General features: G+C 69.7%; 20 protein-coding genes. 8 read left to right on the top strand and 12 right to left on the bottom strand.

What is annotated here, in order from left to right; genetic code table 11:
• Positions 1-65: 65 nt before the first annotated feature.
• Together KGD87_RS32395 and KGD87_RS32390 are read right to left on the bottom strand one after the other, a co-directional pair.
• Positions 66-509 carry an Hsp20/alpha crystallin family protein gene (locus KGD87_RS32395; protein ID WP_163786438.1) on the bottom strand — a complete coding sequence of 148 codons (444 nt, stop codon included), beginning with the start codon at positions 507-509 and terminating at the stop codon, positions 66-68.
• Between the two features lie 211 nt (positions 510-720).
• Positions 721-915: a CPXCG motif-containing cysteine-rich protein gene (locus KGD87_RS32390; RefSeq protein WP_284664809.1), complete on the bottom strand. Its 195-nt coding sequence runs from the start codon at positions 913-915 to the stop codon at positions 721-723.
• 60 nt (positions 916-975) lie between these two features.
• Here KGD87_RS32390 and KGD87_RS32385 point away from each other — a divergent pair, with 60 nt between their 5' ends.
• Positions 976-1,824, top strand: coding sequence for a GspE/PulE/PilB domain-containing protein (locus tag KGD87_RS32385; RefSeq protein ID WP_284664808.1), 849 nt, complete (start codon positions 976-978; stop codon positions 1,822-1,824).
• A 20-nt stretch (positions 1,825-1,844) separates the two neighbouring features.
• Here KGD87_RS32385 and serB read toward each other — a convergent pair whose 3' ends face one another.
• The 3 genes from serB to KGD87_RS32370 form a co-directional block, all read right to left on the bottom strand.
• Positions 1,845-3,041 carry a phosphoserine phosphatase SerB gene (serB, locus tag KGD87_RS32380; protein ID WP_284664807.1) on the bottom strand — a complete coding sequence of 399 codons (1,197 nt, stop codon included), beginning with the start codon at positions 3,039-3,041 and terminating at the stop codon, positions 1,845-1,847.
• Positions 3,042-3,115: 74 nt separating this feature from the next.
• Positions 3,116-4,693, bottom strand: coding sequence for a serine/threonine-protein kinase (locus tag KGD87_RS32375; protein ID WP_284664806.1), 1,578 nt, complete (start codon positions 4,691-4,693; stop codon positions 3,116-3,118).
• 65 nt (positions 4,694-4,758) lie between these two features.
• A complete protein-coding gene (locus KGD87_RS32370; protein WP_163783803.1) occupies positions 4,759-5,508 on the bottom strand; it encodes a TIGR02266 family protein in 750 nt (249 codons plus the stop codon).
• A 105-nt stretch (positions 5,509-5,613) separates the two neighbouring features.
• On the opposite strand from KGD87_RS32370, the gene KGD87_RS32365 reads away from it, so the two are divergent.
• From KGD87_RS32365 to KGD87_RS32335, 7 genes are all read left to right on the top strand, one after another.
• Complete coding sequence (locus tag KGD87_RS32365) at positions 5,614-6,102, top strand: NADH-quinone oxidoreductase subunit NuoE family protein (RefSeq protein WP_013935738.1); 489 nt, start codon at positions 5,614-5,616, stop codon at positions 6,100-6,102.
• Positions 6,103-6,141: 39 nt separating this feature from the next.
• Complete coding sequence (nuoF, locus tag KGD87_RS32360) at positions 6,142-7,482, top strand: NADH-quinone oxidoreductase subunit NuoF (protein WP_284664805.1); 1,341 nt, start codon at positions 6,142-6,144, stop codon at positions 7,480-7,482.
• Positions 7,479-7,985, top strand: a complete 507-nt coding sequence (locus tag KGD87_RS32355) for an NADH-quinone oxidoreductase subunit J family protein (protein WP_176420997.1) — start codon at positions 7,479-7,481, stop codon at positions 7,983-7,985. The genes nuoF and KGD87_RS32355 overlap by 4 nt, the downstream gene beginning before the upstream one ends.
• 73 nt (positions 7,986-8,058) lie before the next feature.
• The gene (gene nuoK / locus KGD87_RS32350; RefSeq protein WP_002638444.1) at positions 8,059-8,361 is read left to right on the top strand and encodes an NADH-quinone oxidoreductase subunit NuoK; all 303 of its coding nucleotides are present in this window, start codon (positions 8,059-8,061) and stop codon (positions 8,359-8,361) included.
• A gap of 22 nt (positions 8,362-8,383) precedes the next feature.
• Complete coding sequence (gene nuoL / locus KGD87_RS32345; RefSeq protein ID WP_284664804.1) at positions 8,384-10,612, top strand: NADH-quinone oxidoreductase subunit L; 2,229 nt, start codon at positions 8,384-8,386, stop codon at positions 10,610-10,612.
• On the top strand, positions 10,609-12,342 hold the full coding sequence (locus KGD87_RS32340) for a complex I subunit 4 family protein (RefSeq protein ID WP_163783799.1): 1,734 nt from the start codon (positions 10,609-10,611) through the stop codon (positions 12,340-12,342). Before nuoL ends, KGD87_RS32340 begins: the two co-directional genes overlap by 4 nt.
• 19 nt (positions 12,343-12,361) lie before the next feature.
• Complete coding sequence (locus KGD87_RS32335) at positions 12,362-13,921, top strand: NADH-quinone oxidoreductase subunit N (protein WP_284664803.1); 1,560 nt, start codon at positions 12,362-12,364, stop codon at positions 13,919-13,921.
• Between the two features lie 82 nt (positions 13,922-14,003).
• Here KGD87_RS32335 and KGD87_RS32330 read toward each other — a convergent pair whose 3' ends face one another.
• From KGD87_RS32330 to hslO, 7 genes are all read right to left on the bottom strand, one after another.
• Entirely contained in the window at positions 14,004-14,840 is an 837-nt protein-coding gene (locus KGD87_RS32330) for a GNAT family N-acetyltransferase (RefSeq protein ID WP_284664802.1), read from the bottom strand.
• Between the two features lie 414 nt (positions 14,841-15,254).
• Positions 15,255-16,703, bottom strand: a complete 1,449-nt coding sequence (locus tag KGD87_RS32325) for a sigma-54-dependent transcriptional regulator (RefSeq protein ID WP_284664801.1) — start codon at positions 16,701-16,703, stop codon at positions 15,255-15,257.
• Positions 16,700-19,192 (bottom strand): ATP-binding protein, encoded by a 2,493-nt coding sequence (locus KGD87_RS32320; protein ID WP_284664800.1) that lies wholly within the window; start codon positions 19,190-19,192, stop codon positions 16,700-16,702. Before KGD87_RS32320 ends, KGD87_RS32325 begins: the two co-directional genes overlap by 4 nt.
• Positions 19,189-21,105, bottom strand: a complete 1,917-nt coding sequence (gene selB / locus KGD87_RS32315; protein WP_284664799.1) for a selenocysteine-specific translation elongation factor — start codon at positions 21,103-21,105, stop codon at positions 19,189-19,191. Before selB ends, KGD87_RS32320 begins: the two co-directional genes overlap by 4 nt.
• 19 nt (positions 21,106-21,124) lie before the next feature.
• Complete coding sequence (locus tag KGD87_RS32310) at positions 21,125-21,889, bottom strand: phosphoribosyltransferase (protein ID WP_350100571.1); 765 nt, start codon at positions 21,887-21,889, stop codon at positions 21,125-21,127.
• A gap of 62 nt (positions 21,890-21,951) precedes the next feature.
• On the bottom strand, positions 21,952-22,983 hold the full coding sequence (locus KGD87_RS32305; RefSeq protein ID WP_284664797.1) for a Leu/Phe/Val dehydrogenase: 1,032 nt from the start codon (positions 22,981-22,983) through the stop codon (positions 21,952-21,954).
• A 34-nt stretch (positions 22,984-23,017) separates the two neighbouring features.
• The gene (hslO, locus tag KGD87_RS32300; protein WP_284664796.1) at positions 23,018-23,902 is read right to left on the bottom strand and encodes an Hsp33 family molecular chaperone HslO; all 885 of its coding nucleotides are present in this window, start codon (positions 23,900-23,902) and stop codon (positions 23,018-23,020) included.
• Between the last annotated feature and the right edge of the window lie 92 nt (positions 23,903-23,994).

Here is a 23,994-nt window from a genome sequence, read left to right as displayed (position 1 = left end):
GCCCTGGGCAGGGATTTCAGTGGGAGGCAGGTGACCTCCCAGGCCCGCGGTGTGCGCCCGCGGCGTCAGCCCTGGACCTTGACTTCGATGACGCGGGGCTTGGACTCCTCGCGCCGAGGCAAGGTCAGCGTCAGCACGCCCTGCTCATAACGGGCCTCCACCCGGCTTGCGTCCACCGTGTCAGGCAGCGCGAAGGAGCGGGCGAGTGTCCCGAAGGCGCGTTCCTGGCGGCGCACGTTGACGCCCTCCGCGCGCGGCTCGGCCTTGCGCTCGGCCTGCACGGTGAGGATGTCCTTCTCCACCGTCACCTGGATGGCCTTCGCGTCCAGCCCGGGCATGTCCAGCTGGAGGGTGAGGCCGCTCTCGGATTCGGTGATGTCCGCGGCCGGCGTGCGCTCACGCGGGGCCTGGCGCCACATGGGCTGCGTCAGCTCGCGGAAGAGCGCGTCGACATCGCGCATCAGCGGGTTCACCACGACGGCGGAGTTGAACGGATTGCGAGTCTGCATGGTCGTCTCCTGTTCGTGACGTCCTCGCGGACGCACGGCATGAATGAGCCTGGGTTGTTCTGGTTCGCGGTCGCCGCGGTGCCCCCCACCGGGGCTCCAGCGCCGCCTCACAAGACTCAAGAGAACCATGCTTCGGAACGTGTCAAGCAACGCCCCGGCGGCTTCCGCCGGCGCCGCGTTTCACGCCCGCCTGCCCGCCCTCCAGGCCGCCTCAGTCGTCGTCGCGGCCCAGGTGCACGGCGAAGCGCTCCTCGTCGCGGGACACCTGCACCGTCCAGGGACGGCAGCACACCGGGCAGTCCTCGATGTACGTCTCCGAGGACACCCCAATGGGGTCCACGGCGACCTCCACTTCCTCACCACAGTAGGGGCAAAGCTGGGTGGCGGCTTCCGCGAAGGGCTGCATGGCTGGGCCTCCTCATCACGGACGCAGCGTCCGCGCATCTAGACGGTAGAATGCCGGGCCATGGCCTCTCCTTCCCGGAATCGCATTGGCGACATCCTCGTCAAGGCACGCGTCATCGACGACTTGCAGCTGCGCAGCGCCCTGGCCACCCACGAGCAGTGGGGCGGACGGCTGTCGCGCATCATCGCGGACCTGGGGCTGGCCACCGACGACGTCATCACCGAGGCCATCTGCCAGGGCCTGGGAATGCAGCGCATCCAGTTGGGCAACGTCACGCGTGACGCGGGCGCGCTCTCGCGCGTGGACGTGAGCCTCGCCGAGCAGAAGGCCGTCTTCCCGGTGTCGCTCAAGGACAACGGCAAGACGCTGGTGCTGGCCATGGCGGACCCCACGGACCTCGGCACCCTGGACCAGGTGGCGGCGAAGAGCCGCGCCCGCGTGGTCGTCATGGTGGCGGGCGAGCGTGAAATCGAACACGCCATCCTCCGCCACTACCGCGGCCAGGAGCCCGTCGTCAGCACGCGCTTCGGCGGCGAAAAGCGCCCGAGCAGCTCGGACGCGCAGGATGATGAGGACGATCTCAAGGTCGTCGACATGAGCGGCAACACGGTGGTGAAGCGCATCGCCGACATCACCCCGCCCGCGCCCCCCGCGGCGCCTCCGCCCGCGCCGCGCGCGCCGGAGCGCGCTCCCGAGCCAGGCGCTGGCGCCAGCGCCGCGGACATCCTCGACGAGATTCTGGCGGGTGGCGCGCCCGCCAACGAGTGGACGGACGAGGACCTGAAGCGGCTGCAGACGGTGCAGCAGAACCAGGAGAAGAGCTCCAAGATTCTGCGCGCGCTGCTCGAGCTGCTGCTGGAGAAGGGCCAGCTCCAGCAGCGCGAGCTGGCGGCGCGGATGCGGCTGTAGGGCGCCCCTCAGCCGGCCCCTCAGCCCACCTCCAGCAGCTCGCGGCCGGTGAGTCCCAGCAGGTAGAGGATGCTGTCCAGGCCGCCCGCGCAGATGGACGTGTCGGCCGCGGCGCGCAGCCGGGGCTTCGCCCGGAAGGCGATGCCCAGCCCGGCGCGCTCCAGCATCAGCAAGTCGTTGGCGCCGTCTCCCACGGCGACCACCTGGTCCAGCAGGATGCCCTCCGCCCGCGCCAGCGACTCCAACAGCTCCGCCTTGCGCTGCGCGTTGACGATGCGGCCCACGGTGCGGCCGGTGAGCTTCCCGTCCTGAATCTCCAGCTCGTTGGAGTACGCGAAGTCGATGCCCAGCCGCGCCTTCAGCGCCTCGGCCGCCACGGAGAAGCCGCCGCTGATGACGGCGGTGCGGTAGCCCAGCCGCTTGAGCACGCGCACCAGCGTCTCCGCGCCCTCCGTCAGCGGCAGGTTCGCCGCGAGCTCGTGGACCACGGACGCGTCCAGGCCCCGCAGCAACGCCACGCGCTGGCGCAGCGACTCGTCGTAGTCCATCTCCCCGTGCATGGCGCGCTCGGTGATGCGCGACACCTGCTCGCCCACGCCATGCGCGCGCGCCAGCTCGTCGATGACCTCGATGCGGATGAGCGTGGAGTCCATGTCCATGACGACCATCCGCTTGCCGCGCCGGAACAGGCTCTCACGCTGCAGCGCCACGTCGAACCCACCCGACTGCATGGACAGCTCCAGCAGCGCGTGCTTGAGCGCGTCGGGCGGCTGGCCCGGCGGCAGGCGGACGTGGAGGTCCACCGAGCCCAGGTGCGGCTCGCTGAGGCGCGTGATTCGCTCCACGTTGGCGCCGTGCTCCGCCAGCACCTGCGTCAACGCATGGAGCTCCCGCGCGCCCAGGGCCCGGCCCACGGCGGTGACGACGTGACGCGAGGAAGCGGCCTCGGCCGGGGGCCCGGCGGGCGCGTCCACCGCCTGGAAGTCCAGCGTCACGCCCAGCGTCTTCGCGGCGGACAGCAGCGTCTCCAGGGTGCCGCTCGCCGGGGACAGCCGCACCAGCAGGCAGAGCGTGAGGCGCCCCTGCACCACCACCTGCTCCACGTCGAGCAGCTCGGCGCCGGCTTCCGCCAGCAGGCCGGTGAGGCGCGAGATGACTCCGGGATGGTCCTTCCCGGTGACGGTGATGAGCACGCTTTCGGACGGGGGCGGGGTCATGGCGCCACGGAGTGTGGCAGCCCCCAACGTGCGCGGCGAGCCCCGAGTGCGCCCAGGGCCCGGCCGCCTGTCCGTCACTCCTTCGGGGTATCCGAGGAGATGACGAGGTCGCCCTTGGAGAGGAACTCCTTGTCCGGGTACGCCTTGTAGAAGTCCTCCAACATGGCGTCCACGTCCGGGTAGCGCTGCTCGCGCTTGTCCTGGGTGGCCTTGTCGAAGAGCTGATCCAAACCGCTGGGGGCCTCCGGGTTGACCTCGGAGGGCAGCGGCGAGCGGCGCCCCGGAATCTGCCCGGTGAGCATCTCGTAGAGCAGGATGCCCAGCGCGTAGACGTCCGCGGAGGCGCCCGGCTCCTTGCCCCCCCGGTTCATCAGCTCCGGCGCCATATAGGCCATGCCGCCCGTGCCCACGAAGACCTGGGGCATGCCCTTGGTGGCGTCCACCTCCACCACGCGGCCCAGCCCGAAGTCGGCCAGCTTCGCGTTGCCGTACGCGTCGAAGAGGACGTTCTCCGGCTTGATGTTGTGGTGCGTGAGGCCCGCGGCGTGCGCGGCCCGCAGGCCGTAGGCCAGCTGCAGGAAGGCGCGCAGCGCGAAGGACACCGGCACGCCGTTGCCACCGCCCGCGTCCAGCCGCTCACGCAGGCTGCCCTGCATCAGCTCCAGCACGAAGTACGGCCGGGCGGCGTCCACGTTCTGGTCCACCACCTGGACCACGCCCGGGTGACGCACCTGCGCCTGCGCGCACAGCTCCTTCTTCAGGCGCTTGAGCACCTCGCCTCGCTGCAGGAAGGAGAAGTAGCCGAAGATGTCCTTCAGCTCCTTCAGGCAGATGTCCAGGCCCAGCGCGGTGACGCGCCCCTTGAAGACGGTGCCCAGCGGCCCGGTGCCCAGGGGGTCGAACTTCTGGTAGCGCAGGTCCAGCTCGGCGCCCTTCGGAGCGGGAGCGGCGGGCGCTGCTGCGGCGGCGGGGGCGGAAGCGGGGGGAGGAGACATGGGGGCGGCGGCAGGCGCGGGAGGGGTGGGGGACGGCGCGGGGGGCGACGCGGTGAAGGGCCCCTGGACGATGACGGTGGCCTCGCGGCGGGGCTCGGTGGCGGGGACCTCCGCGCGGGGCGCCGAGGCTGAAGGCGGCGGCATGGGAATGGCCGCGGACGGCGTGCCCAGGTCCAGCGCGGGCATGGCCGAGCGCGAGCTGCGCATCGGCGGCATGGGCGGCGGCGGCGCGGGCGGGCCGGAGGGCGGCGCGCCGTCGACCTCCGCCTCGTCCAGCAGCAGCTCCGGCGGGGGCGGAGGAACCATCAGCGGGTCGTCCCCACCAGCGCCCTCCAGGGGCGCGTCGGTGGCGGCGGCCAGCTGCTCGGCGAAGAACTCACCGACCTCCAGGGAGAAGCGCTCCGTCAGCTCCCCACCCGCCACCTGCTCACCCTGGTCGGTGAGCTTGAGCTGGGCCTCGCGGTCCATGGCGATGTAGTGGAACTTGCGCAGGAAGAAGAAGTAGTTGTCGAACTCGAGCGACACGGAGGGCTCGAGCGCGGCCTTCACGTCTGCCAGCTTGTTCGAGCGTCCAAGACGGCCGTTCTCCCTCAGGTTCCGGAGGATGAACAGCGCCTCGCCACTGACGGTGTCGCGATTGAGGGCGGGCTTCTGCATGGGGATGGGACTCTATGCCGTCCCCACGCCGTGGCTCAACGGATGACTGGCGGTAAAACGCGCCCCTACTTGATGCGCAGCAGCTGCTTCACCGTCTCCAGGACTTCCACGAAACGCACCGGCTTGCGCAGGTAGATGTCCACGCCCAGTTGCATGGCGCGGTCCTGCGCCTCCTTGCCGCCGGCGGAGATGGCGATGATGGGGATGGCGCGCAGCGCTTCTTCCTCGCGCATCCGCTCCACCAGGGCGAAGCCGTCCATCACCGGCATGTAGAGGTCCGTCATCACCAGGTTGAAGCGGTCCTCGCGCAGCATCAGCAGCGCGTGGTGCCCGTCCGGCGCGAAGTGGACCTCCAGGGGGACCTTTCCGTGCAGCTCGCCGCTGGCCAGCTTCTTCAGCACGTAGCTGTACATCTCGATGATGTGCGGGTTGTCCTCGACGATGAGCACACGATACCCCTCGTGCTCTGCGTGGGACACGTGGCTGTCTGCTCCTGCCGCACTCAAGATGTCACCCAGTTTCCGCCGGTCCTGCTCGCGCTCCACGCGAACGCCGACGCCCGCGGGCTGATCGGGGCCCGCTGGCCGCATCCAGGCCACGGTTCCGCTGACTTCTACCGGATCCAACAGCCCCGGGAAAGAAAGTGCGAGCCGGACCTCGTCCCCCATGACGAAGGCCAGGTCCGTCTGGACGAACAGGCCCTCGTGGGACAGGTTCTCCGTCACGTCGCGGGCCTGGCGCCCGTCCGTGTAGTCCACTCTCAGCACAGCCGGGACGCGGGGGTGCTGGCGCTTGTCCTCTGGACCCGGGTTCATAACAAGGGCTTGAAATCGCTCGGTAATTTGCTGATGGCAACCCAGTGTAGCTTCGAGGGTTTATGTTGACAACGTAGCCATTGGGGCAATACGTACCGGCCCGCCATGGCGGAGCCCCTGTTCACCTCTGAAGAGCAGAAGAAGTTCGACGCGGGAATCGCGGAGATCATCTCCCACTACCCTCCGGATCGGAAAAGCGCGGGCATGCTCCCGGCGCTGCGCCTGCTCCAGGAAATCAAGGGATGGCTGCCCCCGGAAGGGTTGCGGCTGGTGGCGAAGCATCTGGAGGTCACTCCCGAGCGGGCCATGGAAGTGGCCAGCTTCTACGTGATGTACCACCTCAAGAAGCCGGGCAAGTACGTCATCGACGTCTGCACGAACCTGTCCTGCTCGCTGTGGGGCGCGGAGAAGATGCTCGCCTACCTGGAGGAGAAGCTGGGCCTCAAGGCAGGTGAAGCCAATGAGAAGTTCACCTTGCGAGAGACCGAGTGCCTGGCCTCGTGCGGCACCGCGCCCTGCCTGCAGATCAACGAGGATCACCACGAGAGCCTGACCCAGGCGAAGCTGGATGCCATCCTCGCCAGGTTGAGCTGAACCTCCCCCCACCCTTCTTAGGCTTAGGACGTCATCGACATGGCCTCTACGGCAAAGACGATCGAACCGATCATCTCGGCGGCCTGGGGTAAGCCTCAGTCCTGGACCCTGGACAGCTACCGCAAGCGGGGGGGCTACGAGGCGCTGAAGAAGGCGCTCCAGATGGAGCCCGCCGCCATCATCGACGAGGTGAAGAAGTCGAACCTCCGCGGTCGCGGTGGCGCCGGCTTCCCCACGGGCCTCAAGTGGAGCTTCGTCCCCAAGGACAGCCCCAAGCCCAAGTACCTGGCGGTCAACGGCGACGAGTCCGAGCCGGGCACCTTCAAGGACCGCTACATCCTCGAAGACGACCCGCACATGATGCTGGAGGGCATCGCCATCGCGGCCTACGCGCTGGGCGTGCACACCTGCTACGTGTACCTGCGCGGCGAGTTCAAGTTCCCGGCGGAGCGCACGCAGGCGGCCATCGACGAGGCCTACAAGGCGGGCATCTTCGGCAAGAAGGTCCTGGGCAAGGACTTCGAGCTGAACTGCTACCTGGTGCGCGGCGCGGGCGCCTACATCTGCGGCGAGGAGACGGCGCTGCTGGAGAGCCTGGAAGGAAAGAAGGGCTGGCCCCGCCTCAAGCCCCCCTTCCCCGCGGTGGTGGGCCTCTTCGGCTGCCCCACGGTGGTGAACAACGTGGAGACGCTGGCCAGCGTGCCCGCCGTGTTCCAGCAGGGCGCGGACGCCTACGCGAAGCTGGGCACCGACAAGTCGGGCGGCACGCGGCTCGTCTGCCTCTCCGGCACGGTGAACCGGCCGGGCGTCTACGAGGTGTCGATGTTCACGACCCTCGCCGAGCTCATCTACGACGACCAGTACGGCCGGGGCATGCCCGCGGGCCGCAAGGTGAAGGCCGTGATTCCGGGCGGCTCCTCGGCGCCGGTGCTGGGCGCGGACGAGCTGGACGTGGCCATGGAGTTCGAGGCCCTCAAGGTGAAGCAGACCATGGCGGGCTCCGGCGGCGTCATCGTCATGGACGACGCCACCTGCATGGTGCGCAGCCTGTGGCGCGTGGCCCGCTTCTACGCGGAGGAGTCGTGCGGCCAGTGCACGCCGTGCCGCGAGGGCACGCCCTGGCAGACGCGCCTCTTGCGCAAGATTGAAGAGGGCCGCGGCGAGCCGGGCGACATCGACATGCTGTCCAACGTCGCGTCGTCGATTGCCCCCTACCCGCCCATCGGCCTGGGCAACACCATCTGCGCGCTCGGCGACGCGGCGGCGCTGCCCACGCACTCGTTCCTCATGCGGTTCCGGGACGAGTTCGAGGCCCACATCCGTGAGCACCGCTGCCCGTTCGGCGACAAGCCCTGGGGTTCGTTCGGAGACTGGTCTTGAACATCGAGCTCATCCTCTTTGGAGCGTTCGCGCTCCTGACGCTGCTGTCGGCAGGCACGGTCATCTTCGCGCGCAGCCCCATCAATTCGGCCATGGCGCTGGTGTCCACGTTCTTCTTCCTGGCCGGCATCTACGTGCTGCTGTGGGCGCACACGGTGGCCGTCATGCAGGTGCTCGTGTACGCGGGCGCCATCATGGTGCTCTTCCTGTTCGTCATCATGCTGCTCAACCTGGGAGAGTCGCCCACGCGCGGCAAGCCCACGGTGGCGCGCATCGCGGGCGGCGCGGCGACGGTGGGCCTGTTCGCGGCCCTGGCCATCATCCTCCTGAAGCTGCCCGCCGAGCCGGCCACGCTGAGCACGGGGGCGCAGGCCTCCTTTGGCACCATCGCCACGCTGGGTCAGGTCATCTTCACCCAGTGGCTGCTCCCCTTCGAAGCGGTGAGCCTGCTGCTGCTGGTGGCCATGGTGGGCGCAGTCGTCGTGGCCAAGTCGCGAATCTGATCGCCCATTCCGGACAACTTTTCTGTGCTAGATGGCGGCGCAGGCAGCCGCTCGCGAGGCCCCGAATCGGCCCATGGTTCCCATCACCTACTACCTCCTGCTTGCCGCCGCCCTGTTCTGCATGGGCATGTTCGGCGTGCTCGTCCGCCGCAACGCGCTGGTCATCTTCATGTGCGTGGAGCTGATGCTCAACGCGGCGAACCTCACGTTCGTGGCCTTCGCGCGCATGCGCGGTGACGACCTTGGCCACGTGTCCGCCTTCTTCGTCATCGCGGTGGCGGCGGCGGAAGCCGCCATCGGTCTGGCCATCGTCATCGCCGTCTTCCGGAGCCGGGGCAGCGTCCTGGTGGAAGACATCCGGACGATGAAGCACTGATGCCTCCCCAGGAGCCACTGTCATGACTCTCGTCGAATTCTTCCGGGCGGCACCCGTGGCGCCGGACATCCTGGCGCCCTCGCTCTGGCTCATCATCGCGCTGCCCCTGCTGGGCGCATTCATCTGCGGCGTGTTCGGCAAGATGATGGGCCGGGCCAACGTCCAGCTCGTCGCCTGCGCGGCGGTGGCCGGCTCCTTCGTCCTCAGCCTGCTGGCGTTCTGGGCGAGCAGCCACCACAACCCCGAAACGGGTCGGCTGGCGGCCATCTACCCCAACCCGTTCGGCATCGAGCGGGACTTCGTGCGCTACGCGCTCGCGTACGACTACGGCACCTGGTTCTCGGTGGGCGACTTCCGGGTGAACTTCGGGCTGATGGTGGACCATCTGTCCGGCATCCTGCTGCTCATCATCACCGGCGTCGGCTTCCTCATCCACCTGTACTCCACCAGCTACATGGAGCACGACGCCGCGTACTGGCGGTTCTTCGCGTACCTGAACCTGTTCGTCGCGGCGATGCTGACGCTGGTGCTGGCCGACAACCTGGTCCTGCTCTTCGTGGGCTGGGAAGGCGTCGGCATGGCCAGCTACCTGCTCATCGGCTTCTGGTACGACGACCCGGCCAAGGCGTGGGCCGGGCGCAAGGCGTTCGTCACCAACCGCATCGGTGACTTCGCGTTCCTCATCGCCACCTTCCTGCTGGTGATGCTGGTCTCCGCCTTCACCCAGCAGTCGAACGCGGCGGACTACAACACCGCCGGCACCACCGCGCAGCACTACAAGACCGCGCTGGCGCAGAAGGGCCCCGTGACGTTCAAGGGCCTGGAGAAGCTGGCCGAGGGCCTGGTGGATGGCACCGCGGACAAGGTCGACCTGAGCACCCCCATCGAGGCGGGCCCCCTGGCGGGCTACACCTTCGGCGGGGTGATGACGGCGGCCATGCTGCTGTTCCTCCTGGGCGCCGCGGGCAAGAGCGCGCAGCTGCCGCTGTACGTCTGGCTGCCGGACGCCATGGCCGGCCCGACGCCGGTCTCCGCCCTCATCCACGCCGCGACGATGGTGACCGCCGGCGTCTACCTGTTCAGTCGAATGTCCGCGCTGCTGGTGCTGAGCCCCACCGCCATGGCGACCATCGCCATCATCGGCGCGCTCACCTCGCTGCTGGCGGCGCTCATCGCCTTCGCGCAGGACGACATCAAGAAGGTGCTCGCCTACTCCACGGTGTCCCAGCTGGGCATCATGTTCATGGGCGTGGGCATGGGCATCTTCTGGGCGGCGGTGTTCCACCTGATGACGCACGCCTTCTTCAAGGCCTGCCTCTTCCTCGGCGCCGGCAGCGTGATGCACGGCAACGGCGATGAGACGGACATCAAGAAGCTGGGCGGCCTGCGCAAGGAGATGCCCTGGACCTGGGCCACCTTCCTGGTCGCCACCCTGGCCATCACCGGCATCATCCCGCTGTCCGGCTTCTTCTCGAAGGACGCCATCCTGCACGGCGTGCACCACAACCACCTGCAGGGCCTGGAGTGGGTGTCCAGCGTCGTCTACTACCTGGGCCTGCTCATCGCGGCGTCCACGGCCTTCTACATGACGCGAATGTACCTGCTCACCTTCGAGGGTCCCCGTTCGAAGGAGGCCCGGGTGGCGCACGCCCATGAGAGCGCCTGGCAGATGACCCTGCCGCTGGTGGTGCTCGCGGTGCTGAGCGTGGTCGCCGCGCGGTACGCGTTCGGCATCAACTTCTTCGACATGACGTCGCAGCCGGTGCTCGACAACTTCCTGAGCCCGGTGTTCAGCGCGACCAGGCGCATCACCGACGCCAGCACGCTGGTGGCGCTGGACACCAGCCGCCCGCAGGTGGTGCCTGACTACCTCAAGGCCTGGGCCGTGGCCCTGACGGGTGGCGGCGCGGCGGCCTTCCTCTACCTGCGCTACTTCCCCTCGCGCGTGGGTCTGCCGGATCCCGCCTTCATCCGCGCGGTCCGCCCCCTGGCGCTCAACAAGTTCTACGTGGACGAGCTCTACGAGCTGATTGTCATCCGTCCCGTGAAGTTCATGAGCTTCGTCCTCTTCCGCGTGGTGGACGCGCTCGTCATCGACACCGTGGCGGTCCGCGGCACGGCGTGGGTGACGGCGCGCGTGGGCAGTGCGCTCCGCTACGTGCAGACGGGCGACGCCCAGGCCTACGCCGCTGTGATGGCCATCGCCCTGCTGGGCGGGGTGGCCTACGCCCTCATCCAGGTGATGCAATGAGCTTCGTCGACAACCACCTGCTCAACCTCGTCGTCTTCCTGCCGCTGGTGTTCGCGGCGCTGGTGGCGCTGCTGCCGGCCGGGGAGAACGGTCAGATTCGCACCGTCACGTTCATCGCCATGGTGCTGGACCTGGTGTTCGGGGTCTGGGCCTACATGGCGTACGTGCCGGGCGGACCGGAGTTCCAGTTGGAATACCGGGCGCGTTGGTTCGACATGTTCGGCACCAGCTACCACATTGGCGTGGACGGCCTGGCCGTGAGCCTGCTGCTGCTCACCGTCTTCCTGGGGCCCCTGGTGGTGCTGGCGTCCACCACGTACATCAAGTTCCGCATCAAGGAGTTCCACCTGGCGCTGCTGGTGCTCCAGACGACGATGCTGGGCGCGCTGGTGTCGCTGGACGTGCTGCTCTTCTACATCTTCTTCGAGGCCATGCTCATCCCCATGTACCTCCTGGTGGGTGTGTGGGGCGCCGAGGACCGGCAGATGGCGGCGGTGAAGTTCTTCCTCTACACGCTGGCCGGCTCGCTGCTGATGCTGGTGGCCATCATCGCCGTGTACTTCATCAGCGCGCCGGTGGGTGCCCGCTCGTTTGACTACGCGAGCATCTACAACGGCCTGCTGGACGCCAACCGGCAGCTCAGCGCCTGCACGGCGGGGCCCGCGGGCGCGTGTGATTCGCTCACCGGGCTGGCCGCCACGCTGCACACCTGGGGTCCGTGGCTGTTCGGGGCGTTCGCCATCGCGTTCGCGGTCAAGGTCCCCATGTGGCCGCTGCACACCTGGTTGCCGGACGCGCACGTGCAGGCGCCGGTGGCCGGCTCCATGATTCTGGCCGGCGTCACGCTGAAGATGGGCACGTTCGGCTTCTGGCGGTACGCGATTCCCTTCTTCCCGGTGGCCACGCAGCAGGCGCGGCCCTTCCTGGCCACGCTGGCCGTCATCGGCATCGTGTACGGCGCGCTGATGTGCCTGGCGCAGCGGGACATCAAGAAGCTGATCGCGTACTCGTCCGTCAGCCACCTGGGCTACTGCATGCTGGGCATCCTGGCGATTACCGCCGAGGGCGCCACGGGCAGCGCGTACCAGATGCTCAACCACGGTGTGTCCACGGGCGCGCTGTTCCTCCTGTTCGGCTACCTGTACGAGCGGCGCCACTCGCGCCTGATGGCGGACTACGGCGGCATCGCGAAGGTGATGCCGGTGTTCACCGCGGCCTTCGTCATCATCACCTTCTCCTCCATCGCGGTGCCGGGCACCAACGGCTTCATCGGTGAGTTCCTGGTGCTGCTGGGCACCTTCAAGAGCGACCTGGGCGAGGCCGCGGGCAACGCGCACCTGACGGCGGTCTTCGGCGGGTTCGCCACGCTGGGCGTCATCCTGGGCGCCGCCTACATGCTGTGGATGGTGCAGAAGGTGTTCTTCGGTGGAATCACCCACCGGGAGAACCAGCACCTGACGGACATGAACCTGCGCGAGGGCCTCACGGTGCTGCCCTTCATCGTGCTGGTGGCGGTGATGGGCCTGCAGCCGCAGCCCTTCCTGGACCGGCTCGCGCCGTCCACGGACCGCTTCCTGGCCCGCGCCCGCGTGGGCACGCCGGGGGCCGCGTTGCAGGAGGACCGGCTCCGCGTGGAGGTGATGTCCCTGCCACCCCGCCAGGTCGTCGCCGCGCCGTCCGCGCCCGTTCCGCTGGCCGCCGCCCCGGCCGTTCCCTCGCCGCGGCAGTAAGCCGCCTGAGCTTCCGACAATGACCCTGCCCAATCTCAGCCTGGCAGACTTCCTCCCGCTGCTGCCCACCATCATCATGGTGGTGGGTGCCTCCATCCTGCTGCTGTCGGAGGTGTTCCTCTCCACGACGGCGTCGCGCTCGTACCAGGCGGTGCTCACCGTGGCGACGGCGGTGGCGGCCGGCGCCGTGGCGCTGACGACGATGTTCGAGCCGCCCCAGGAGGTGATGCTCGGCTTCGGCGTGCTGGACCCCTTCTCCAGCTTCCTCACCTTCGTGGTGTGCGTGGGCCTGGCGCTGGCGACCCTGAGCTCGGTGAGCTTCCTGCGCAAGCGGGGCGCGGAGCGCGGTGAGTTCTACGCGCTGATGCTGTTCGCCACGGCGGGCATGAGCCTGCTGGCGATGTCGAACGAGCTCATCACGCTCTTCATCAACATCGAGGTCCTCTCCATCTCCACCTACGCGCTGACGTCGTACCTGCGGCGTGGCACGCGGCCGAGCGAGGCGGGCTTCAAGTACTTCATCCTGGGCGCCTTCTCCTCCGCGGTGCTGCTCTACGGCGCGGCGCTGCTGTACGGCGCCACCGGCACCACCCACCTGACGGCCATGGCCGGTCCGCTGTCCACCGCCCTGTCGTCGCAGCCGGGCCTGGTGTACGCGGGCATCATCCTGGTGGGCGCGGGCTTCGCCTTCAAGGTGGCCGCGGTGCCGTTCCACATGTGGACGCCGGACGTCTATGAGGGCGCGCCGACGCCCGTCACCGCGCTGATGAGCGCGGGCGTGAAGGCGGCCGCCTTCGCGGCGATGGTCCGCGTGTTCTTCATGGTGGGCAAGGGCGTGGACCCGGCGATGCTGCTGACCCTGTTCTCCGTGCTGGCCTTCCTCACCATGGTGGCGGGCAACCTGCTGGCGATTCCGCAGCGCAACGTGAAGCGCATGCTGGCGTACTCGTCCATTGCCCACGCCGGCTACCTGCTGGTGGGCGTGGCCGCCCTCTTCGTCACCGGCCCGGGCGAGCAGTTCCGCCTGCTGGGTGCGTCCGCGCTGACGGGCGGCACCCCGCTGGACCTGGCCCGCGCGGAGGCGCTGCGCGGCATCCTCTACTACCTGCTGGCGTACACGTTCAGCGCGGTGGGCGCCTTCGCCATCGTCTCCGTCCTGGAGCGTCGCGAGGACGAGGAGAAGGGCACCGCCTGGGATTTGGAGCGCTTCAGCGGGCTGGCGCAGCGCAAGCCGGGTTGGGCCTTCGCGATGGCGGCCTTCATGCTGTCGCTGGGTGGCATCCCGCCCACCATCGGCTTCATGAGCAAGCTGCTCATCTTCCAGGCCGCCGTGGACGCGGGCCTCATCGGCCTCACCATCGTCGGCGTGCTCTCCAGCGCGGCGGGCGTCTATTACTACCTGCGCGTGGTCGTCTACATGTTCATGCGGCCGGTGCCGGAGGGCGCGCAGGCGCTGGAGAAGAGCTGGTCCACCGAGCTGGCGCTGGTGCTCTCCACCGCGGCGGTCGTGATTCTGGGCATCATCCCCGGCCCCATCATGGGGTGGCTGGAGCAGGCCAGCAGCATCTTCGGCCAGTAGCCTCCCCCCTCCGCTGTCACACCCCGCCCGCCCCGGCTTCGTGCCCGGGCGGGCGTCGTGTTTTCGGCCGCCCGTGAATCCATCAGGGCCCCGCGTCCACCAACGGGCCGCGAAGCTCCAGCGTCTCCAGGCGCGTCTGCGCTCCCGCCTCGCGGAGCAGGTGCACCAGGTGCGCGTCATCCGTCACAGAGACATTCAGGGCGGACACGCCCTCCCCCAGCCGTCCGAAGGCATCTTCGAGCAGCGTCCGCGCATGCGCGGGAGACACCGCGAAGAAGGGATACAAGAGGGGCCCGGAGCGCAGGTCCATCACCCCCAACCACCGGCGTGCAGGTGCTTGGGGGGCGACGAGCCCCAGCAGCCGGTGCGAGTCACTGTCCGCGAAGCCGGCCAACTTGCCGGGAATCATCCCGAAGGCCTCCGTCAGCGCGCCGCAGTCCTCCAGCGTCACCGGCACCACGGCTCCGTCCGGGGACGCGGCGGGGAGCGCTTCCAGTTGGGCCCGCGTCATCCGCAGGGTGGTGGCCTCGCGAACCGGCCGCATTCCCAGCGAGGTGTAGAGCGCGAGCGCGGGCACGTTCTCCCGCTTCACGTTGAGGCCCCAGCGGGTACACCCTTGTGCGCGCAGGTGATTGGCCAGGTGCGACATCATCCGCCGTCCCAGCCCCTGCCCCCGGGCGAACGGCGCCACCACCAGCTGCGCCACGAACCCGAAGTCCCCCAGGGCCTTCGTCACGGCGTAGGCGCCCACGCCCTGGGGGCCTTCGGCGAACAGGGAGAGCTGGGCGATTTCCGCCGCCCAGACAGATTCAGACGGGGGTGAATCATCCACCCCGAGCTCCAGAAAGAGCCGGGCGAAGACGGCGTGGTCTTCCAGCCGACCGGGACGCAGCACCCACTGAGATGCAGATGAACCCACCTGCGCTTCCTTTCGTCGCGAACTGGCTCGGCCTGCAGACGCGGAAAAGAAGGCGGCCCGACACCCCAAAGAGGTGCCGGGCCGCGGGTCTTCTCAAGGTGACTCACCGGAAGTGCTGAAGGGGTGGGGGGGAACCACCTTCAGCCTCGCTTCGATGTGTCCCGCGTATTCCTTTAGCAGTCGCCGTGCCAGCCGCCTCTCAGGGAGAAACTCTAGTTTTCTCAAGCACTTGAAGCACTACCTGACGCTGGCCCCGCCCCTCGACTCCATTTCATGGCTGCAATGGGGTTTCAGAATTGAAAAAGCTAAGTAAATTCAGTCACTTGCCTTTTTCACCTATGAACCCGCCCATTTCGGATCTGAATCCATGGCCGCGGGAAAGTTACATGGGTGAGTCTTCACCCTACTCCAGGGCTATTCCCGGGCCAGCTCGCTGGGCGGCCGGAGGTTGAGCCGCTTCATCTTCCGCCAGAGGGTGGTGGAGGAGACGCCGAGCTCATCGGCGACTCGCGCCAGGTCCACCCCGTGCCGCTCCAGCGCCTGGGTGATGGCGTGGCGCTCCGCCTCCTCCACCACCTGGGCCAGCGTGGGCCCCGCGCTGGCGTTGCGCCCGAGCGCCCCGCCCTGTCCGTCCAGGAAGGCGACGCTGGGGGTGCCATGGGCCGGCGTCATGCGGCCCTGCCGCACGGGAAAGTCCTCGGGCAGCAGCTCGTTGCCCTCGGCGAGCGCGGCGGCCTGCTCCACCAGGTTCTCCAGCTCGCGCACGTTGCCGGGGAAGTCGTAGCTCATCAGGTGGGCCACCGCGGCGGCGGACAGGCGCCTGGGGTTGGGGCTGCGGGCATTGGCCCGCTCCAGGAAGTGCTCCGCCAGCGCGGGCACGTCCTCCAGGCGCTCGCGCAGGGGCGGCACGCGGAGGGCCACCACGTTGAGCCGGTAATAGAGGTCCTGCCGGAAGCGCTTGTCGCGCACCTCCAGCTCGATGTCCCGGTTGGTGGCGGCGACGATGCGCACGTCCACGCGCAGCGCGGTGGACTCACCGACGCGGCGGACCTCGCCCTCTTGCAGCGCGCGCAGCAGCTTGGACTGGAAGGTGGGGCTCGTCTCAGTCACCTCGTCGATGAAGAGCGTGCCGCCGTCCGCTTCCTCGAAGAGGCCCCGGCGGGACTTCACCGCGCCGGTGAAGGCGCCCTTGGCGTGGCCGAACAACTCACTCTCCAGCAAGGACTCGCTGATGGCCGCGCAGTTGACGGGCACGAAGGAGCGGGCCTTGCGGCGGCTGTGCGCATGGAGCGCGCGCGCCACCAGCTCCTTGCCGGTGCCGCTCTCACCCTGGATGAGGACGGTGGCGTCGCTCTGCGCCACGCGCATGAGCCGCGTGGTGAGCTCGCGCATGGCGGCGCTGCGCCCCACCAGGGCGGACAGGCCGTGGCGCTGGTTGAAGTCGGTGGTGAGGTTGTCCACGTCGCGCAGCAGGCGCGCGCGCTCCAGGGCGCGCTCCACGCGGTAGCGCAGCTCGCTCTCCTTGAAGGGCTTGGTGACGTAGTCGTAGGCCCCCAGGCGCATGGCCTCCACGGCGCTCTCGATGGAGCCGAAGGCCGTCATCATGATGACCTGGAGCCGGGGCGCCACCTCCATCGCGCGCCGAAGGAGCGTGAGCCCGTCCATGGGCTCCATCTTCAGGTCCGTCAGCAGCAGGTCGATGCTGCCGCTGGCGAGCTGGGCCAGGGCCTCCTCGCCCGTGGCGGCCTCGAAGACGGTGTAGTTCTCCGCCCGCAGCAACAGGGCGGTGGTGGCGCGCATGTTGCGCTGGTCGTCCACGACGAGGAGCCGTCCTCGGGTCGGCGGAGTGTTCGCGTCGGTCATGGGAAGGACGGAGGCTGCGACAGCGGCAGCCGGAAGGTGAAGGTGGTACCGCGCCCCGGGATGCTGTCCACGGCGATTTCGCCCCGGTGCTCCTCGAGGATGCGCCTGACGACGGCCAGCCCCAGGCCGGTGCCCTGGGCCTTGGTGGTGAAGAACGGCTCGAAGACGCGGTGGAGCAGCTCGGCGGGGATGCCCGGGCCCTGGTCCACCACGTCGATGCGTAGCTGCTCGCGCCCCGCGTGGGCTTCACGGCGCGCGCGAACCTGCACGAGCCCACCCTGCGGCATGGACTGGATGGCGTTGACCGCCACGTTGACCAGCGCCTGTCGGATGAGGCGGCGGTCCATGGGCACCGGCGGCAGGCCGGGCTCCACGTCGGACTGGATGCGGATGGAGCGGTCCGCGCCGCCGCCCTGCATCCGCGCGGCCTCCAGCGAGTCCTGGAGCACGCGTCCCAGGTCCTCCTGCTGGAGCACCGGGTCCCTGGGACGCGTGTAGTCCAGCAGGTCACCGACGATGCGGTTGAGCCGGTCGCTCTCCTCCCCCAGGATGTCGAGCAACATGGCCGCGTCGCCGCCCGGCACCAACAGCCGGCGCAGCGAGGCCACCGCGTTGAAGATGACGCCCAGCGGGTTGCGCACCTCGTGGGCGACAATCGCGGACAGCTCGCCCAGCGCGGCCAGCCGCTCGCGCTTCACCATCTCCGCGCGCGTGGCGGCCAGCTCCGCGTAGCTGGCCCACAGCGACTCGTACAGGCGCGCGTTGGCGATGGACAACGCCAACTGGCCACACGTGGCCTCCGCCAGCTCGATGAGCTCCGGACCAAAGGAGCGCGGGCCCCGCGTGTCGTCCACCACCACCACGCCGATGAGCTCCTCGCGCGAGGTGAGCGGCAGCGCCAGCAGCGCCTTCTCGTCGAAGCGGTGCGCGAGCTCCGGGTTGTAGCCTCCGTCGGCGGCGGCCACGTCCTCCACCGCGATGGGCCTGCGCTCGCGCGCCACGCGCGCCGTCAGGCCGTCCCCGTGGAGGGGCAGCACCACCGTGCGGAAGAAGTCGCGGTGCGCGATGGAGGCCGCGGCGCCGCGCAGCAACCGGGCGCTCTCGTCGTACAGCAGGATGTAGCAGTTGGACACGTCCAGCAGGCGGACGAGGAAGTCGGCGGCCACGTCCAGGATGCTCGACGTCTCCAGCACGCCGGACGTGGTGCGCGCCAGGTCCAGCAGCAGGCGCGTCTCGGCCAACTGGCGCGAGGACTCGGCCCGCAGCCGGCGCTGCTCCAGCAGCGTCACCAGCAGCTCCGACAGCGTGCCCAGCAGGCGCAGGTCCCGTTCATCAAAAGGCTTCCCGGGCGCGCGCAGCACCTGGAGCATCCCGCACACCTCGCCGCCGCGCGTCAGGCACACGGCCGCGCCCGCCCCCAACCGCCCGCCGGACTGCTCCGCCAGCGACGACTCGTCCGCGGCCGAGGACAGCGCCCCCTCCGCGCCACACGACAGCACGCCCGTGAGCCGGCGCGCGTCCGCCACGTCGCGGAGGCCCACATGAGAGGACAGCGTCAGTGGGACTTCGGGCGGCGTCGAGAGGTGCAGCGCCGCGGCGTCCGCCTGGAGCAGTGAAGCGACGCGCTCCAGGAAGTCCTCCTGCGTGGGCGGAGCCGGCTGCGCGACGAAGCGTGCCATCTGCGCGACCGCCTCCATCTCCCAGCGGCTGCGCGCGCTCTCCGCCTGCACGCGCGCGTCCGTCAGCGCGGCGCCCACCACCTTGGCGAAGAGCATCAACACCGAGCCATGGCGCGGCGCCACCCAGTGGCCCTCCACCCACAGCACCTCGGCCTGGGGGCCGCCCACGGGCAGGTAGACGTGCGTGGGCGAGGCCTGGTCCGCGCCGCCGAAGACAGGACGCCCGTCCGCGAGCGACTCCATTCCCAGGCGCGCATCCTCCGGCAGGGGCGCGCCATCCCGGGCCAGCAGGCCCTCGCCATCCCAGCGCAGCAGCCGGGCCCGGAAGCCCGCGGCCTCCAGGCCCTTGAGGGCGACGCGGCGGACGGCGTTCTCCGAGTGCGCGGACACCAGCCCCGCGGAGGTCTCCACCAGCCGCTCGGCCACCGACATCTCCGGCGGCCGGTTCTCCATAGGCATGCAGTTGAGCAGCAGGCCCCCTCCCCCGCGCTCCAGCATGAAGCGGGACGCGGTGACGGCCACCTCGCGCGCCACGCCATCCGCGCAGGGGACCTGGAAGAGCTGGGAGCCCTCATGGAGCGGCGCGCCGGCCTCTACCCGCCAGTAGCGCTCCACCACGCGGCTGCGGTCCTCCGGCTGGATGAAGTCCATGACGGAGCGGCCCTCCACCTGGGCGCGTCGCAGGCCGAGCAACGCGACATAGGCGTCATTGGCCACGAGCACCCGTCCCTCCACCACCGCCAGCATGGGGCTGCGGAAGGTGTCGGTGAGGACGCGAAGCTCCGCCTCGTTGTAGCGCTTGGTACTCATCCGCGACGCAGCACCCGCTTCTCTCCCACCCGGAGGGTGACCTTCTCCCGGTCGAAGTACTCGGACAGGGGGATGACGAACTTGCGGCTCTGCCCCACCAGCTCCTTGAAGTCCTGGGTGGTAATCTCCTTCTTCTCGCGCAGGTGGGCAACCAGGCGCTCGCGTAAGGCCGCCAGCGCCCCGGCCGCGAACCACAAGCCCTCCGAGACGCGCACCGCCGCCCCCTCCACCACCATGACGCCCAACAGCTCGCGCAGCCGGGCCGCGGGCAGTTGGAGCTTCTGCTCCAGCTCCGGAAGCGAGGGAGGCGCCAGGGCCGCGGCCGACAGCTCCGCCGCCAGCCGCGCCCGAGCGGCGGTGTCCCCCAGCGTCAGCGTGCGACCTCGGCCCTTGAGGCGCACCACGTCCCGCTCCAGCTCCACCCGGCCTCCCTCCACCAACGCCTGCAACACCCGCTGAAACACCCGCGCATCCAGCGCGGAGGACAGCCGCTGCCGCAGCTCCTCGCGGGACAGCCCTTCGCGCAGGGGCTCGCGCTCATGGAAGGTGGCCAGCAGCGCCAGGGCGCGTCGCTGCAACGCCTCCAAGACGTCGCCGGAGAGGTACAGCCGCCGCTCCCGGTCGAGGAGGAGCGCGCCGCCCCGCGCCCCCAGCAACTCCAGCGCGCGAGCGAGGACCCGAGGCCCCAGCGCCGAGCGGCCGAACAGCTCCTGCTGCGTCATGCCGCGGTAGCCCGCCTGTCGTAGCAGCCAGGCCACCTGCCCCGCCGGGTCCGCCTCCAGCAGGGGCGCCACCGCCGACGCGCCCCCCTTGCGCCGCTTCGGAGGGGAGAGGGACAGGATGCGGCCTCCCGCCACCGTGGTGCCTCGGCCCGGAAGGGCGCGCGCGCCCCGCAGGATGAAGCGCTGGCCCACCAGCGCGCCCACGGCGGTGCCCAGCCGCAGCTGCGCCAGCGCCGTCTCGCCGGGCTCCAGTCGCTCCACGTCCAGCAGCGCCACCGTGGCCTCCACCTGCGCGGTGCCCAGGTGCAGCAGCAGCTTCGAACGGCGAGGCAGCGGGGACGAAGCCGCGGGAAGCAGTGTCAGCTCGACGTCGAGCATGCGCGCTTCTGGCAGCTCGCCCGCGCGCACCAGCACCATGCCCCGGCGCAACGCCTCCGGCTCCACGCCCGTGAGGTTCACCGCCGCGCGCTGTCCCGCCTCCACGACGGCCACCGAGTCACCATGCCGCTGCACCCCGCGCACGCGCAGCGGACCGGGCAGCCCGGGCAGGAGCGACACCGCGTCATCCACCGCCAGCGCTCCCGATAGCAGCGTGCCCGTCACCACCGTGCCAAACCCCTTGATGCTGAACACGCGGTCCACCGGCAGGAAGGCGGGGCCCTCCGAAGGCCGCTCGGGCAGCGCCGCCGCGGACCGGGTGAGCGCGGCGCGCAGCGCGTCCAGCCCCTCTCCTGTCCTGGCGGAGCAGGCCACCACGGGCGCCGACTCCAGGAAGGTCCCCACGGTGAGCGCGGCCAGGTCGGCCTCCACCAGCGCGCGCCACTCCGGGCCCAGCTCCGCCAGCGTGTCCGACTTGGTGAGGGCGACGACGCCGGCCCTCACGCCCAGCAGCCGGCAGATGTCCAGGTGCTCTCGCGTCTGGGGCATCACGCCCTCGTCCGCGGCCACCACCAGCACCACCAGGTCCACGCCGCCGGCGCCGGCGGCCATGGCCTTCACGAAGCGCTCGTGGCCCGGGACATCCACCACGCCCGCCACGCCGCCGTCATCCAGCGTCAGGTGGGCGAAGCCCAGCTCCAGGGTGATGCCGCGGCGCTTCTCTTCCTTCAGCCGGTCGGTGTCGATGCCGGTGAGCACCTTCACCAGGGACGTCTTGCCATGGTCGATGTGGCCCGCCGTCCCGACAATCATGGCGTCACCGCGCCAAGGCTCACGCGCCAGCCTTGTCCGGGTCCTCGTCGAAGCGCGCGTCGCCGGTGGACGGCTCGTAGTCCCAAGGGAAGACCATGAGCGAGGCGGTGGTCAGCGCGGAGTAGTCCGGCGAGAAGCCACCCGGCTTGGTCACCAGACACGCGGTGGCCACCTTCTTCGCGCCCGCCTCGCGCGCCAGGGCGGTGGCCAGCTCCAACGTGTCACCGCTGGAGGCCACGTCATCCACAATCAACACGCGGCGACCCTTCAGCTCCGCGGGCATCTCCCCGGCGAGCTGCGGCGTCTTCGACGTGCGAGGCGCGGAGCTGGTGCTGCCCCGGTCCCTGCTTCGTCGGCTGATGCGCACGGGGAAGAACGGACAGCCGAGCGCCCCCGCCAGCGCGCCGCCCACGAAGACACCGCCGTGGGCCACGCCGACCACCACCTGGGGTTCGAAGGTCTCCTGGATGGAACCCGCGAGCCGCTGGACCGCTCGGTCGAACTCCTTCCAGGTCAGCTCCTTCACGCCGCTGGACGCGGAGCGGCCTCGGGACTGGTCCTTCCCCGTCGGCTGGCGCGGCGCCTCCACCTGGGGCGCCAGCACGAGGTCCTCCGGGATGGAGACGAGCTTCTCCGCCTGCATCCGCGACGACTTCGCCGCGGGGGACTTCTTCGAAGAGGCCTTCTCGGTGGGCTTGCTCTGCCGCTTGGTCGCCACGGCGCTGAACTCCGGCTGGGGTGTGTGCGGCCCCGTCATACTCCGAGGGCCGCACGGTGGCCACATCCGGCCACACCCCAGACGTCGCCTTTGTCTCGCGGCAACACACGCACTGTGTGCGCAAGCGCTCAGCCGGCCAGCCGCTCCTCGACCATCCGGTCCGCCACCTGCTCGGGCCGCAGGCCGGACTCCTTCGCGCGCGTCAGCACCGTGTCGATGGTGTCGAAGATGTGGGAGGCGCGGGAGTACGCCTTGTCCCGGTCATACCCCGCCCACTCCTGGGCCACGTTGATGAGGCCGCCAGCATTGGCCGCGTAGTCGGGCACATAGAGGATGCCGCGCCGGGCCAACTGCTCGCCATGACGTGAGGTGAGCAGCTGGTTGTTGGCCGCCCCGCACACCGCCTTCACGTTCAGCAGCGGCAGGGTGGTGTCGTTGATGGCGCCGCCCAGCGCGCAGGGGGCGTAGATGTCCGCCTCCATCCGATGCAGTGCGTCGGCGTCCACCGCCGTGGCGCCGTACTGCGTCACGGCGTGCTGCACGCTGGCGGGGTTGAGGTCGCTCACCCATACCCTGGCGCCGCGCTGGTGCAGCTCCTTCACCAGGTACATGCCCACGTGGCCCACGCCCAGCACGGTGACGCGCAGGCCCTTCAGGTCCGGGCTGCCGAAGACGTGCTTCGCCGTGGCCTCCATGGCGCGCGCCACGCCATACGCCGTCACCGGCGACGGGTCTCCGCTGCGCTCCTTCAGGCCAACGACATACTTCGTGTGCCGGCGTACATGCTCCATGTCATCGGGGCTGGTGCCGCTGTCCTCGGTGGTGATGTAGCGCCCGCCCAGGGACTCCACCGCGCGGCCGAAGGACTCGAAAATCCTTTCACGATCGAAACTGCCGCGCGGCAGCATGATGACCGCCTTGCCGCCGCCGTGGGGCAGCCCCGCGAGCGCGGCCTTGTATGTCATTCCGCGCGCCAGCCGGAGCGCATCCGCGACGGCCTCCTCCTCGCTGGTATAGGTGGACAGCGCGCGAGTGCCCCCCAACCCCGGGCCGAGCCGCGTGTTGTGCATGCCTACAATGGCACGCAGGCCCGTCTTGGAATCACTCAACAAGTGGACGGCTTCGTAGCCGCCCTCAAGCAACTGCGTGAAGTAGCTCATGGCGCGCGGCAAGTACCGTCGCGCCCTGTGCAAGTCAAATGGCGCCGCGCTCCAAGATGCCGCGGATTTCGTCGCCAGGAATGACATAGCGCGTCGTGCAGAAATGGCACGTCGCCTCCGCCTGCCCTTCCTTCTCCAGCAGGTCCGTCAATTCCTCACGTCCCATGGCCAGGAGCGCGCGCAGCACGCGGTCCTTGCTGCACGAACAACCGAAGCGCAGCGGGTAGCGCGACATGACCTCGAAGTCGGGCTCCGGCAGCAGCGCGCGCAGCACGGCCGTGGCCCCCGCCTGGCCGTGCGCCTGGAGCGCGGGCGCGAAGTCACGGCGCAGCCGCTCCCCCAGCGCCGCGAAGGCCTCCATGTCCGCGCTGGGGAGCGGCTGGACGAGCAGGCCGGCGACGCGGCCCAGCGGCTCCGCGTCCCCGCCCTCCGGCAGCTGCGCCAGCAGCACGTGTGACGGGAGCTGATCCGACTGGCGGAAGTAGCGCTCCAGGTCGGCCGCCAGGTCGAAGGCCTCCAGCTCCACCGCGGAGCGGTAGTACTCGCCGCCGCCCAAGTCCCGCAGCACGGACAGGAAGCCCTTGTTCCCCAGCACGGGGCGCCAATGGTACGTGCCGTCGCTCCCGGAGTACTCCACGTAGGTGTTCTTCACGTAGCCGCGGACGAGCCCGGAGGTGTCCCCGTCCACGAAGAGGCCGCGCAGGGGGCCGTCACACTCCACCTGGAGGTTGATGCGGGCGTCGCTTTTCTGCAGGGCCCCCATCAGGGCGGCGGCGGTGAGGGCCTGCGACAGGAGCACGGCGGCGGCGGGCGCGGTGCCGTGGGTGGCGCGCGCCTGGCGCGACAGCTCCGTCGTGGTGGCGAGCACCACGCGCAGGTCCGTGTTCTTCAACATTCCACTGACAAGCTCGTCGGGCATATCGATGGCGACTAGCGTGCCCGAGCCCGCATTGCCCGCCAACGACAGAAGGCGGGAGACCCGGCCCCCGGCAGGCGGGCAGCAGGACGGCC

Origin of the sequence: Myxococcus sp. SDU36 (assembly GCF_030168875.1) — a bacterium.
GTDB classification, from domain to species: Bacteria; Myxococcota; Myxococcia; order Myxococcales; family Myxococcaceae; genus Myxococcus; species Myxococcus vastator.
The sequence above is the reverse complement of the archived record's forward strand: the minus strand, read 5'-3'. Positions and strand labels throughout refer to the sequence as shown.

What these genes read in the sequence shown, in the direction of transcription:
- KGD87_RS32395 (WP_163786438.1), bottom strand. Translation starts at nt 509, where the DNA reads ATGCAGACTCGCAATCCGTTCAACTCCGCCGTCGTGGTGAACCCGCTG.
- KGD87_RS32390 (WP_284664809.1), bottom strand. Translation starts at nt 915, where the DNA reads ATGCAGCCCTTCGCGGAAGCCGCCACCCAGCTTTGCCCCTACTGTGGT.
- KGD87_RS32385 (WP_284664808.1), top strand. Translation starts at nt 976, where the DNA reads ATGGCCTCTCCTTCCCGGAATCGCATTGGCGACATCCTCGTCAAGGCA.
- serB (WP_284664807.1), bottom strand. Translation starts at nt 3,041, where the DNA reads ATGACCCCGCCCCCGTCCGAAAGCGTGCTCATCACCGTCACCGGGAAG.
- KGD87_RS32375 (WP_284664806.1), bottom strand. Translation starts at nt 4,693, where the DNA reads ATGCAGAAGCCCGCCCTCAATCGCGACACCGTCAGTGGCGAGGCGCTG.
- KGD87_RS32370 (WP_163783803.1), bottom strand. Translation starts at nt 5,508, where the DNA reads ATGAACCCGGGTCCAGAGGACAAGCGCCAGCACCCCCGCGTCCCGGCT.
- KGD87_RS32365 (WP_013935738.1), top strand. Translation starts at nt 5,614, where the DNA reads ATGGCGGAGCCCCTGTTCACCTCTGAAGAGCAGAAGAAGTTCGACGCG.
- nuoF (WP_284664805.1), top strand. Translation starts at nt 6,142, where the DNA reads ATGGCCTCTACGGCAAAGACGATCGAACCGATCATCTCGGCGGCCTGG.
- nuoK (WP_002638444.1), top strand. Translation starts at nt 8,059, where the DNA reads ATGGTTCCCATCACCTACTACCTCCTGCTTGCCGCCGCCCTGTTCTGC.
- nuoL (WP_284664804.1), top strand. Translation starts at nt 8,384, where the DNA reads ATGACTCTCGTCGAATTCTTCCGGGCGGCACCCGTGGCGCCGGACATC.
- KGD87_RS32340 (WP_163783799.1), top strand. Translation starts at nt 10,609, where the DNA reads ATGAGCTTCGTCGACAACCACCTGCTCAACCTCGTCGTCTTCCTGCCG.
- KGD87_RS32335 (WP_284664803.1), top strand. Translation starts at nt 12,362, where the DNA reads ATGACCCTGCCCAATCTCAGCCTGGCAGACTTCCTCCCGCTGCTGCCC.
- KGD87_RS32325 (WP_284664801.1), bottom strand. Translation starts at nt 16,703, where the DNA reads ATGACCGACGCGAACACTCCGCCGACCCGAGGACGGCTCCTCGTCGTG.
- KGD87_RS32320 (WP_284664800.1), bottom strand. Translation starts at nt 19,192, where the DNA reads ATGAGTACCAAGCGCTACAACGAGGCGGAGCTTCGCGTCCTCACCGAC.
- selB (WP_284664799.1), bottom strand. Translation starts at nt 21,105, where the DNA reads ATGATTGTCGGGACGGCGGGCCACATCGACCATGGCAAGACGTCCCTG.
- KGD87_RS32310 (WP_350100571.1), bottom strand. Translation starts at nt 21,889, where the DNA reads ATGTGGCCACCGTGCGGCCCTCGGAGTATGACGGGGCCGCACACACCC.
- KGD87_RS32305 (WP_284664797.1), bottom strand. Translation starts at nt 22,983, where the DNA reads ATGAGCTACTTCACGCAGTTGCTTGAGGGCGGCTACGAAGCCGTCCAC.
- hslO (WP_284664796.1), bottom strand. Translation starts at nt 23,902, where the DNA reads ATGCCCGACGAGCTTGTCAGTGGAATGTTGAAGAACACGGACCTGCGC.